Annotated in this window: 7 protein-coding genes and 1 pseudogene; 3 read left to right on the top strand and 5 right to left on the bottom strand. The window is 73.9% G+C overall.

Features of this window, described 5'->3' with window-relative positions:
• Nucleotides 1-12 precede the first annotated feature (12 nt).
• Nucleotides 13-852: a class I SAM-dependent methyltransferase gene (locus ACF07V_RS10965; protein ID WP_392153137.1), complete on the top strand. Its 840-nt coding sequence runs from the start codon at nt 13-15 to the stop codon at nt 850-852.
• 96 nt (nt 853-948) lie between these two features.
• On the top strand, nt 949-3585 hold the full coding sequence (locus tag ACF07V_RS10960) for an ATP-dependent RNA helicase (RefSeq protein WP_392153136.1): 2637 nt from the start codon (nt 949-951) through the stop codon (nt 3583-3585).
• Here the strand turns inward: ACF07V_RS10960 and ACF07V_RS10955 are convergent.
• The 3 genes from ACF07V_RS10955 to ACF07V_RS10945 form a co-directional block, all read right to left on the bottom strand.
• Entirely contained in the window at nt 3569-4564 is a 996-nt protein-coding gene (locus ACF07V_RS10955) for a DUF3068 domain-containing protein (RefSeq protein WP_392153135.1), read from the bottom strand. The two genes, ACF07V_RS10960 and ACF07V_RS10955, sit on opposite strands and share 17 nt — an antisense overlap.
• Before the next feature lie 10 nt (nt 4565-4574).
• Nucleotides 4575-4715 carry an SPW_0924 family protein gene (locus tag ACF07V_RS10950; RefSeq protein WP_351180940.1) on the bottom strand — a complete coding sequence of 47 codons (141 nt, stop codon included), beginning with the start codon at nt 4713-4715 and terminating at the stop codon, nt 4575-4577.
• A 180-nt stretch (nt 4716-4895) separates the two neighbouring features.
• Complete coding sequence (locus ACF07V_RS10945; RefSeq protein ID WP_392153133.1) at nt 4896-6668, bottom strand: lytic transglycosylase; 1773 nt, start codon at nt 6666-6668, stop codon at nt 4896-4898.
• Nucleotides 6669-6923: 255 nt separating this feature from the next.
• On the opposite strand from ACF07V_RS10945, the gene ACF07V_RS10940 reads away from it, so the two are divergent.
• Nucleotides 6924-7832, top strand: coding sequence for a DUF4184 family protein (locus ACF07V_RS10940; RefSeq protein ID WP_392153433.1), 909 nt, complete (start codon nt 6924-6926; stop codon nt 7830-7832).
• 379 nt (nt 7833-8211) lie between these two features.
• On the opposite strand, the pseudogene ACF07V_RS10935 reads toward ACF07V_RS10940, so the two are convergent.
• A pseudogene (locus ACF07V_RS10935) lies at nt 8212-8541 on the bottom strand (serine hydrolase); the annotation flags it as partial.
• A 631-nt stretch (nt 8542-9172) separates the two neighbouring features.
• Nucleotides 9173-11884: a DNA polymerase I gene (gene polA, locus ACF07V_RS10930; RefSeq protein WP_392153132.1), complete on the bottom strand. Its 2712-nt coding sequence runs from the start codon at nt 11882-11884 to the stop codon at nt 9173-9175.
• Nucleotides 11885-11889 lie beyond the last annotated feature (5 nt).

The raw sequence follows: 11889 nt of genomic DNA, 5'->3' as shown, positions 1-11889 counted from the left end.
TCGGCGGGCGAGATGAACCAAGAGTACGGACACGAAGACGGGGTCGACGGGGACGCCGACGAGGCCGAGGCGACCCGGCGTGACGCGGGGGACGCGGAGAGCAGCCGGGCGAGCCGGGGCTGGTGGGACCGGAACGCCGACGAGTACCAGAGCGATCACGGCTCCTTCCTGGGCGACGACCGGTTCGTCTGGGGCCCCGAGGGGCTCGACGAGGCCGAGGCCGGGCTCCTCGGCCCGGCCGGCTCCCTGAAGGGCCTCGACGTCCTGGAGATCGGCGCGGGCGCGGCACAGTGCTCGCGGTGGCTGGCCGCCCAGGGCGCGCGGCCGGTGGCCCTCGACCTCTCCCACCGGCAGCTCCAGCACGCGCTGCGGATCGGCGGGGAGGTGCCGCTGGTGGAGGCGGACGCGGGGGCGCTGCCCTTCCGGGACGGCTCCTTCGACCTGGCGTGCTCGGCGTACGGCGCGGTGCCGTTCGTCGCGGACCCGGTGCGGGTCTTCCGCGAGGTGCGCCGGGTGCTGCGGCCGGGCGGCCGCTGGGTGTTCTCGGTGACGCACCCGATCCGCTGGGCGTTCCCGGACGAGCCGGGCCCCGAGGGCCTCTCGGTCGCCGCCTCCTACTTCGACCGCACGCCGTACGTCGAGCAGGACGAGCGGGGCCGGGCGGTGTACGTGGAGCACCACCGGACCATCGGGGACCGGGTGCGGGACGTGGTGGCCGGCGGCTTCCGGCTCGTGGACCTGGTCGAGCCGGAGTGGCCGGCCTGGAACAGCCAGGAGTGGGGCGGCTGGTCCCCGCTGCGGGGGAACCTGATCCCGGGGACGGCGATCTTCGTCTGCGAGCGGGACGACTAGCCGGTCCTCGTAGACGACGGCTGATCAGTCCTATTAATGGAGGGCCCTGTGGACAACGGGGCCCTCCATTTTCTTCGCGCGTACGAGACTGAGTGCGTGATCCGAAACGACGCACTCGACCGTCTCCCCGTCCGCCATGCCGTCCCCGAGCTGCTCGCCGCGCTCGCGGAGCGCGGCACGGCGGTGCTGTCCGCTCCTCCCGGCACCGGCAAGACCACGCTGGTGCCGCTGGCTCTCGCGGGGCTCATAGGGGACGGACCGGAGCGCCGGGTGCTGGTGGCCGAGCCGCGGAGGATGGCGGTGCGGGCGGCGGCCCGGCGGATGGCCTGGCTGCTCGGCGAGGAGGTCGGCGGCGCGGTCGGCTTCTCGGTCCGCGGCGAGCGGCGGAGCGGCCCCGCGACCCGGGTCGAGGTGGTGACCACGGGCATCCTGCTGCAGCGGCTCCAGCGCGATCCGGAGCTGGCGGGCGTGGACGTGGTGCTGCTCGACGAGTGCCACGAGCGGCATCTCGACGCCGACACGGCCATGGCCTTTCTGGTGGACGTGCGGGCGACGCTGCGGCCGGAGCTGAAGCTGATCGCCGCGTCGGCGACCAGCGACGCGGCGGCCTGGGCGGATCTCCTCACGGTCCTGGACGGGAGCGGGCCCGCGCCGGTGGTGTGGAGCAAGGGGGAGGGCCACGGCTGCCGGGTCCTCTTCGCGGAGCCGCCGGCGGGCATCCGGCCCGCGCACGGCACCTGGGTGGATCCGGCGCTGCTGCGTCACGTGGCGGCGACGGTGCGGCTCGCTATGGAGCGCCACGAGGGGGACGTCCTCTGTTTCCTGCCCGGTACGGGGGAGATCGCACGGACGGCCGGCCTGCTCGACGGGGTCGATGCGGAGGTGCTCCAGCTGCACGGCCGCGCCCCGGCGGCGGTACAGGACACGGTGCTGCGCGGTGCGGAGCCGGGCGGGCGGCGCAGGGTGGTGCTCGCCACGTCGGTGGCGGAGTCCAGCCTGACGGTGCCGGGCGTGCGGATCGTCGTGGACTCGGGTCTCGCCAGGGAACCGCGCATGGACCACGCCCGGGGGCTGGGCTCGCTGGCGACGGTGACGGTGTCCGAGGCGACGGCGACCCAGCGGCTCGGCCGGGCGGGCCGTGAGGCCTTCGGCTTCGTCTACCGCTGCTGGGCGGAGGCGAGCGACGGCGGCAGGCCGCGCTTCCCGTCGCCGGAGATCAAGGTCGCCGACCTGGCGGACTTCGCCCTGCGGGCCGCCTGCTGGGGCGACCCGACGGCGGAGGGGCTCGCGCTGCTCGACCCGCCGCCGGCCGGGGCGATGGCGGCGGCCCGCGCGGTCCTCGGGTCGATCGGGGCCGTCGACGGGGACGGCCGGGCCACGGAGCGGGGTGTACGGATGTCCCGGCTCGGGCTGCACCCCCGGCTGGGGCGCGCGCTCCTGGACGGCGCGCCCGAGGTCGGGGTCCGGCGGGCCGCGGAGGTGGTGGCGCTGATCGGCGAGGAGCCGCCGCGCGAGTACGGGGACGACCTGGTGGCGGCCTGGCGCACGGCCCGCCGGGGCACCGACGGGTACGGCGCGCGCTGGCGGGCGGAGGTACGCCGCCTGGAGCGGTCGGCGGTCGAGGCGGTGGGCGGGGGCGCCGGGGACAGGGCTGGGGCGGGGTCCGGGTCCGTGTCGGGGTACGTGTCCGGGTCGGGGTCCGGGTCGGGGCCCGGGTCCGAGTCGGGCGCGGGGTCCGGGGCCGGGGGCGATGACGACGCCGTGGCCGGGCTTGTGACGGCGTTGGCGTTTCCGGAGCGGGTGGCCCGGGCGCGGGAGCAGGGGGGCTATCTGATGGCGTCGGGGAGCGGGGCCCGGCTCGCCGAGGGGTCCCGGCTGCGGTCCAGCCCGTGGCTCGCCGTGGCGGTGGCGGACCGCACCGCCAGGGACGCGACGGCGCGGGTGCGGCTCGCGGCCGTGGTGGACGAGTCCACGGCGTGCCGGGCGGCCGGGCATCTGCGGAGCACCGGCGAGGAGGTCCACTGGGAGGACGGGGACGTGGTCGCCCGGTCCGTGGATCGGCTGGGCGCTGTCGAGCTGACGGTCCGGCCCCTGGGTTCCGGGGCCGAGCCCGCTCTCGTGCGGGAGGCGCTCCTCGACGGTCTGCGGCGCGAGGGGCTCGGGCTGCTGCGGTGGCGCCGGGAGGCCGGGGAGCTGCGCGAGCGGCTCGCCTTCCTCCACCGGGAGCTGGGAGAGCCCTGGCCGGACGTGTCGGAGGAGGCGCTGGTGGACCGGGCCGGGGAGTGGCTGGAGCCCGAGCTGTCCCGGGCGTCGCGCCGGGCCGATCTGGGGCGGATCGACGCCGGGGAGGCGCTGCGGCGGCTGTTGCCGTGGGCTTCGGGCGAGGCGGTGCGCCTCGACGAGCTGGCGCCGGAGCGGATCGAGGTGCCGAGCGGTTCGCGGATACGGGTCGAGTACGGGGGTGAGCGGCCGGTGCTCGCGGTGAAGCTCCAGGAGATGTTCGGTCTGGCGGAGACACCCCGGGTGGCGGGGGTCCCGGTGCTCGTCCACCTCCTCTCCCCCGCCGGCCGGCCGGCGGCGGTCACGGCCGACCTGGCGTCGTTCTGGCGGGACGGCTACCGCGCGGTGCGGGCGGAGCTGCGGGGGCGGTATCCGAAGCACCCGTGGCCGGAGGATCCGTCCGCGGCGGTGCCGACCCGGCACACCAGTGCCCGTCTCAGAGGGGAGCGCTGACCGGGGCCGGGGCGGGGGCGGCCGGGGGCTCCGGCTCGGGGCGCCGCGAGCGGGCCTCCAGCCAGAGGGCGAGGGCGAGGAGGACGAGGGCCAGGAGGGTGAGGCTCCACGGGATGTAGGAGACGAGCATGAGGACCATGAGGCGGTTGGAGGAGACGAGCTCGCCGACGCTCTCCAGGTAGTCCTCGCGCATCTTCACGTGGCCCGCGAAGACGGTGAGGGTGTCCTGCCCCATCAGCTTCCTGGCGTTGCGGAGCTCCTCCTTGTGGATCTCCTCGCCGTTGACGGGGGCTCCGGTGACGGGCTCGATCCAGAACATGCGCTTGGTCGTGTACCAGCGGGTGAGGCCCGAGTCGGCGAGGATCTTCGGGGTGATGCCCTTGACCGGCATGGTCTTGGGCATGGGGACCTTGGTCCAGGGGATGGTCTGCTCGAAGTAGTAGACCTCCATGCCGCGGAAGGTGCGGGTGCCCTTGTAGTGGATGGGGGCCGCGGTGCGGGTCTGGGCGTCGAAGTACTGGTAGTCGCGCTTCTCGGTGAGGAAGGGGAACTTGAACTCGATGCCCTCGCGGCGGACCGGGTCGCCGTCGACGGATTCGCCGGTGGCGTGGACGGGGTCCTGGGTGTGGGCGTCGAAGATGTACCGCTCCGGGACCTGGGAGACCATCTTGCCGTCGGGCCCGGTGACGTAGGCGAGGGCGTCCCAGACGACGACGTCGCGCCCGGCGTCGCGTTCGATGCGCCGTGACTCCTCCACGTTGCCCTTGAGGGTCTGGATGATCGTGATCTTGTCGACCTTCTCGGCCTTGAGGGTGGAGTAGTTGAGGAGGGTCGCGGGCTGCGCCTCCAGAACGGTGTCCTGGTACTGGTTCGCCGGGATCTTCGCCAGGCGGGGGAAGGCGTACCAGCGCAGGGTCGGGGCCATCGCGGCGCAGAAGACGGCGAGGGCGAGCAGGACGAGGCTGGCTCGGCGGCGCACGGTCGTCCCCCTACTTCTTGGCGCCGGGATCGGCGGTCAGCAGGGGCTTGGGCGAGGTGGGGCCGTCGGGCGGCAGATCGACCACGGAGAGGAGCAGGACGAAGAGCAGGACTGGGGCGAGTCCGATGGCGGCGGCGACGAGGGCGCGCATGGTCGGCCTCCCGGGATGCGATCTGATAGGTCGTCAGGGCGGGGGCACCGTAGCAACGCGGCCGTGAGATGAGAACACGTTGCACCCGGGTAACGCGAAGCGCCGCCCCCCGTCCGATGCGGACGGGAGACGGCGCGGAGGAACGCGGTGCGGTGGAGGAGCGCGCGGTGGCGCGTCCGGTCAGGCCGAGGGGGTGGGGGTGGGGGTGGGCGAGCCGCTGTCGGAGGGCGAGGGCTCCGGGGTCGGCGTCGCGGGCGCCTCGACGGTGAGGTCGATGAAGGTGGTGCCGCCGCCCGGTGCGGTGAGCTGGACGTAGAACGTGCCGGCCGTGTCGCCCGCGAGGATGTCGCCCGACTCGAAGGTGAGCAGTCCGTCCGTACCGGTCTTCAGGGTGACGGTACGGACCGCCGTGCCGTCCGCGCCCTTGAAGGAAGGGCCCTCGGTGCTCTCCTTGGGGTCCGTCTTCGAGGTGACGATCACCGCGGTGACGAGCACGCCGGGGGCGAGGGCGCCCTTGTCGGTGGCCTTCACCTGGACCTGCTGGGTGAAGGAGGAGCCGGTCGTGGCGGTCAGGGCGTCGCCGGGGACCCGGGTGAGGGTGTCCGCCCGGCGCTCCGTGACGGTCGCGGCGAAGTCGGCCGCGCCCAGGGTGCGGCCCACGACGGTGGCCCGCACGGTGAAGGATCCCGTCTTCTCGCCGGCCCGGAGCGCGGCCGCGGTGGCGAGACCGGTCGACCCGGTGGTGACGAGGGCGGTGGTCCCGCCGTCGGCGAAGCGGGAGTCGGTGGTGCCGGCGATCTCGAAGCGGATGCTCACGCCGGCGACGGGCTTGCCCGAGGCGTCGAGCGCGGCGACCCGGGGGGCGCCCGTGAAGGCGCTGCCGGTGGTCGCTGTCAGCTGCTGGTTGGCCACGATCGCGAGCCGCGTGACCTTGGCGGCCGCCGGGACGGCGGGCGGCTTCACCGGCGTGGTGACCGGGGGCTTGGTGGGGACGGTCGGCGGCTTGACCGGACCGGGACGGTTCTCCGGCGGCTTCGGCTGCTGGGTGCCCGGGTTCGGTGCCGGAGTCGACGGCTGGGTGCTGGGGTGGGTGCGGTTGCCCCGGTTGCCCTCGTCGCTGCGGCCGACCGGCAGCACGCCCGTGCCGTCCGGGACCTGGTGGGTGCCGCGCTCGTAGAAGGCGGCCCAGGACAGAACCGTGTTCAGGTACTCCCTGGAGCGGTTGTAGCTGAGGATCGCCTGGTCGAGGTCGGCCTTGAGCGCGAGGTTGCGGTCGTTGGCGCAGAGGTAGAGACCGGCGGCCTGCGCCGCGTCGTAGATGTTGTTCGGGTCCTTCTTCCCGTCGCTGTTGGCGTCCTGGCCCCAGGTGGCCCAGGTGGACGGGATGAACTGCATCGGGCCGACGGCCCGGTCGTGGACCTTGTCGCCGTCGTAGGCGCCGCCGTCGGTGTCGGCGATCATGGCGAAGCCGTTGCCGTCGAGGGCGGGACCGAGGATCCGCGGCGATGCCGTGCCGTTGGCGTCGACCCTGCCGCCGTTCGCCTGACCCGACTCGACCTTGCCGATGCCGGCGAGCAGCTGCCACGGCAGGTTGCAACCGGGGTCGGTCGAACGTATCGACAGCTCTGCGCGCTTGTAGGCGGAGTAGACGGACGCGGGTATGCCGGCCTCGGCGGGGCCTGCGATCACCGGCAGATTGGTGGTCGCGCCCGGCTTGTTCGGCGTGTTCAGCGGCGGCAGCTTCGTGTAGTACGGGGAATCGCCCGTCGCGGAGCCGTCTCCCGACGGCGGCGCCGTGTCACCGGCACCGATGGCGGTGTCTCCGCCGGCGTTGTCCGCGGCCGGCGGTATCACCTCCGGCGCCTGCGAGGCGGCAAGCGCGGCGACCGCCGCGGCCATCACCACACCACTGGTGGCTCCCTTGCGCAGCCGGTGGCCGATGTGCGCTGCCATGTCCGTCGTCCCCTCCCCATCGACGCGGTCCCGCGCTCCCCGCGCGAAACCTCTGGCGACCCTATGCCAACTCCGGACCGACGAGTACCGGCAGCTGACCGTGTTTCACGGTTTCGTCACCTCTTGGCCGCCTGCCGACCAGGTGAGTCCGGGAACCGACCGGAGCGTCCCGCCCCTCTTGCACTGCGGCCGACCATGGACACCGCCATCCCGTACACCGGCCGCCGTCGCCACCGGACCCTGGGGGAACTCCCGTTGCCGTTCACGCTGAGCCATGCCGCCGCCGTGCTGCCCGCGCTGCGCCGGGACGGGACCGCGCGCGGGCCGCTCGTCGCGTCCGCTCTCGTCGCCGGGTCCTTCTCCCCCGACATGACCTACTTCGCGGCCTCCGCGTCCCCCGGGGCGATGGTCCTCGGGGACGTCACCCACTCCCCCGTCGGCATCGTCACGGCCGACGTGCTGATCACCACCGCGCTCGTGGCCCTGTGGCTGACCGTGCGCGAGCCGCTCGTCGCGCTGCTGCCCGCCGGGTGGCGGGGCAGGGTGTACGGGCTCGTCCGGGGCGCTCCCTGGCGGGAGCGGCACCCGGCCGCGCTCGCCGGGTGGTTCTGCCTCTCGGCGATCCTCGGCGCCACGACCCACGTGGTGTGGGACTCCTTCACCCACCTGGACCGCTGGGGCACCCGCGCGATCCCCTTCCTCGGCGACGTCGTCGCCGGGTTCCCGGTCTATCTGTACGCGCAGTACGGGGGTTCGGCGCTGGCCCTCGCGCTCCTCGGCCGGTACACGGCGCGGGCGCTCCGCTCTGCCGTCCCGGGGGTGGAGGCGCCGGCCGGGGTTCCGGTCCCCGACCGGCGCGGACGGCTCCTCGCCGCCGGGCTGATCGGCGGCTGCGTCCTCGCGGGGGTCGCCCACCGGGTGCTGCGCTGGGCCGCGTACTGGGGCTGGGACCGGATCGAGACGCCCCTCGACGTCATCCCGACGGCCTGCTTCGGCGCCGGCGCGGGGCTCGCCGTCGGGCTCGTGCTGTACGGGACGGGGGTGCGGCTCCTGGGGTCACGGCGGGCTCGGACGACCCCGGCCGCGCCGGCCCCCCGGGACCTCCCTGACCCGGATCCGGACCCGGGCCCTCGGCCGGAGCGCTCCCGTCAGGGATCTCGCTGATCTTCTCGGGCGGGGTGAAGCCGCGGGCCGCCGCGCCGCCGGCGAGTCTGCGGTGGACGGCGAGGGAGACGCTCTCCAAGGTGCGGACGCCGTACCGCATGGTGGGGTTGTCGTGGCTCAGGAGGACGATCCGGTAGTCGACCGCGGGGCTCTGCGCGGCGGTGTCCGCGTCCTCGTCGGTCTTCTTTCCCTTGTCGGTGCCTGCGCCCGTTCCTGCACTCGTACCTGCGCCCGTTCCTGCACTCGTGCCTGCGCCCGTTCCTGCACTCGTACCTGCGCCCGTTCCTGCGCCCGTTCCTGCACTCGTACCTGCGCCCTTGCCTGCGCCCTTGCCTACGCCCGTGCCCGTGCCCGTGTCCGTCGTCGCCGGGCGCACGATGCCGACGCTGTGGACGCGCCAGGCGTGGGTCGCGCGGGGCAGCCAGCCGTTCTTGACGTGGACCTTGACCGTGCGGGGCGCGCCCGCCGTGACACCCCAGGCCTGTGCGTGGACGACCTGCCCCATCAGGGACAGGGCCTCGGTGCGGCGCGACACCGCGGCGAGGAGGGCGAGTTGGTCGCGGGCGGTGGTGCGGGTGAGGCCCCAGTAGTGGCCGCGGCCGAGGACCGTGTCCTGGGCCCCGGCCTCCCGCAGCACCCTGTTCAGCCGGGCGCGGGACAGCCCGTCCCAGAGCTCGGTGGCGGCCTTGTTGTCGGAGCGGGTGATCATCGCCTTCAGCCGCCGTGCCTCCAGCGGGGTCGGCGCGCGGCCGAGCTCCTCCGCGCGTCCGAGGACGGCCTGCATGATCAGGACCTTGGCGATGCTGGCGGAGTCGTACGCGAGGGTGTCGTCGAGCCGGCAGCGCAGTCCGCGCCCGGGGTCGTGGACCGCGAGGGCGACCGTGCTCTGGCGGCCCTTGAGCGCCGCCCTGATGTCCTGGGACAGGCGGGCGGCGAGGGCCGGCTCGCGGGACGAGGTGCAGAGGGCGGGCGCCGGGTGTGCCTGGGCCTCGGCGGGCGGGGACCAGACGGTGCCGGAGGCGCCCAGCAGTGCGCCCAGGAGGGCCCAGGCGGGGAGGTGGGGGCGGCGGATCATGCTCCCAGTTTCGAGAGCCGTGCACCTGGGCCGCGCCCGGACTGGTCCGACTGGCGCACACCTGCCGGGCCCGCACCACGGGCGTGATGTGCACGTGGTGCGGGTTCAGGCTCGGAAGCCTCTGGCGCCGGCAGGGCGCGGGTCCGTTGTGCCCACCCTCCCCCAAGCTCTCGGCTTCGCTCGAGCAGGGCCCCCCATCGCCCCCTTGCGGAGCGCATGCCCACAACGGGGGCGGCGGATGGGCGCCGCCCCCGGCGCGGCGATGTCAGTGGGCTGCCGAGTCCCAGTTCGGGCCTACGCCCACCGAGACGTCCAGGGGGGCCCGGAGGTCGGCGGCGGCCGACATCTGTTCGCGGACCAGGGCCTCGACCTGCTCGCGCTCGCCGGGGGCGAGTTCGAGGACGATTTCGTCGTGGACCTGGAGGAGCATCCGGGAGGCGAGGCCCGCGTCGGTGAGGGCGCGGTCCACGTTCAGCATGGCGACCTTGACGATGTCGGCGGCCGTGCCCTGGATGGGGGCGTTGAGCGCCATCCGCTCGGCGGCCTCGCGGCGCTGCCGGTTGTCGCTGTTGAGGTCGGGGAGGTAGCGGCGGCGGCCCAGCATCGTCTCGGTGTACCCGGTCGCGCGGGCCTCGTCGACGACGCGGCGCAGGTAGTCCCGTACCCCGCCGAAGCGCTCGAAGTAGGTGTCCATCAGGCCGCGGGCCTCGCCCGGGTCGATGTTCAGCTGCTGCGAGAGGCCGAAGGCCGACAGGCCGTAGGCCAGGCCGTACGACATGGCCTTGATCTTGCGGCGCATCTCCGCGTCGACGGCGGACCGCTCGACGCCGAAGACCTGGGAGGCGACGGTGGTGTGCAGGTCCTCGCCGGAGGTGAAGGCCTCGATGAGGCCCTCGTCCTCGGAGAGGTGCGCCATGACGCGCAGCTCGATCTGGCTGTAGTCGGCGGTCATGAGGGCCTCGAAGCCCTCGCCGACGACGAAGCCGTGCCGGATGGCGCGGCCCTCGTCCGTCCGCACCGGCACATTCTGCAGGTTGGGGTCGGTCGAGGAGAGACGGCCGGTCGCGGCCACCGTCTGGCTGAAGGTGGTGTGGATCCGGTTGTCGGCCGCGACCGTCTTGATCAGGCCCTCGACCGTGGAGCGCAGGCGGGCCTGCTCGCGGTGGCGGAGCATGATCACCGGCAGTTCGTGCTCGGTCTGGCCGGCCAGCCAGGCGAGCGCGTCGGCGTCCGTCGTGTACCCGGTCTTGGTCTTCTTGGTCTTCGGCAGGTTCAGCTCGCCGAAGAAGACCTCCTGGAGCTGCTTGGGCGAGCCGAGGTTGAACTCGTGGCCGACGGAGGCGTGCGCCTCCTTCACGGCCTGCTGCACTGCGCCGGCGAACTGCTGCTCCATGGCCTCCAGGTGGTCGCGGTCGGCGGCGATGCCGTGCCGCTCCAGGCGGGCGAGGAGGGCGGAGGTGGGGAGCTCGACCTCGTGGAGGAGCTCGCGGGCACCGACCTCGGCGAGCCGCTCGTCGAAGGCTCCGCCGAGGTCGAGGACGGCCCGCGCCTGGCTCATGAGGGCCTCGGCCTCGGCGGTGTCGTCGGCGCCGAAGGCGAGCTGGCCGTCGGCGGCGGCAGCGGGGGCGAGCTCACGGCCGAGGTACTCGACGGTGAGGGCGTCGAGGGCGAAGGAGCGCCGGCCGGGCTTGACCAGGTAGGCGGCGAGGGCGGTGTCCATGGCGACGCCGGCGATGGTCCAGCCGTGCTCGGGGAAGACCCGCATGGCGCCCTTGGCGTTGTGCATGATCTTCGGCCGGTCGGGGTCGGAGATCCACGCGGCCCAGGCCTGGTCGTCGGCCTCGTCGAGGGTGCTGGGGTCGAACCAGGCGGCGGCTCCCCCGGCGGCGGCGAGGGCGATCTCGGCGACGTTCCCGGTGCCGAGGGTCCAGCTGTCGACGGTGGCGATGCCGAGGGGTTCGCCGGCGTGCTCGGCGAGCCAGGGGGCGAGCTCGCCGGCGCCGAGGACGGTGAAGTCGAGCTCGACGCCCGCGGCGGGGGCGGGCGCGGTCTCCTCGGCGGCGCCCGGGTCGACGGCGAGGAGCCGCTCGCGCAGCGAGGGGTTGCGGATCTCCAGGGTGTCGAGGACGAGGGCGACGGCCGTGCGGTCGTACGGCTCGCGGGCGAGGTCCGTCACGGTCTTCGGCAGCTCGACGTCCCGGACCATCTCGGTGAGGAGGCGGTTGAGCTTCACCGACTCCAGGTGGTCGCGGAAGTTCTGGCCGGCCTTGCCCTTGACCTCGTCCGCGCGCTCGACGAGCTCGGCGAAGGAGCCGAACTGGTTGATCCACTTGGCGGCGGTCTTCTCGCCGACGCCGGGGATGCCCGGCAGGTTGTCGGACGGGTCGCCGCGCAGGGCGGCGAAGTCGGGGTACTGCGAGGGGCTCAGGCCGTACTTCTCCTGGACCTTCTCCGGGGTGAAGCGGGTGAGCTCGGAGACGCCCTTGGTCGGGTAGAGCACGGTGGTGTGGTCGGTGACGAGCTGGAAGGAGTCCCGGTCGCCGGTCACGATGAGGACCTCGAAGCCCTCGGCCTCGGCCTGGGTGGCGAGGGTGGCGATGACGTCGTCGGCCTCGAAGCCGTCGACGGCGAAGCGCGGCGCGTGCATCGCGTCGAGGAGCTCGCCGATCAGCTCGACCTGGCCCTTGAACTCGTCGGGGGTCTTCGAGCGGTTCGCCTTGTACTCCGGGAACTCCTCGGACCGCCAGGTCTTGCGGGACACGTCGAACGCGACCGCGAAGTGGGTGGGCGCCTCGTCGCGGAGCGTGTTCGCCAGCATCGAGGCGAACCCGTAGATCGCGTTCGTCGGCTGTCCGGTCGCGGTGGTGAAGTTCTCCGCGGGCAGCGCGAAGAACGCCCGGTACGCGAGCGAGTGCCCGTCCATGAGGAGCAGGCGGGGGCGGGTGTCTGCGGGGTTCTTCGATGCTGTCTCGGCCACACGAC

The organism is Streptomyces sp. NPDC015661 (assembly GCF_043077765.1).
In the GTDB taxonomy this organism is placed as follows: Bacteria; Actinomycetota; Actinomycetes; order Streptomycetales; family Streptomycetaceae; genus Streptomyces.
The sequence above is the reverse complement of the archived record's forward strand: the minus strand, read 5'-3'. Positions and strand labels throughout refer to the sequence as shown.

Bases quoted from the DNA above. Each gene is read 5' to 3' on its own strand.
- ACF07V_RS10945 (WP_392153133.1), bottom strand. From the start codon at position 6,668: ATGGCAGCGCACATCGGCCACCGGCTGCGCAAGGGAGCCACCAGTGGT.
- ACF07V_RS10950 (WP_351180940.1), bottom strand. From the start codon at position 4,715: ATGCGCGCCCTCGTCGCCGCCGCCATCGGACTCGCCCCAGTCCTGCTC.
- ACF07V_RS10965 (WP_392153137.1), top strand. From the start codon at position 13: ATGAACCAAGAGTACGGACACGAAGACGGGGTCGACGGGGACGCCGAC.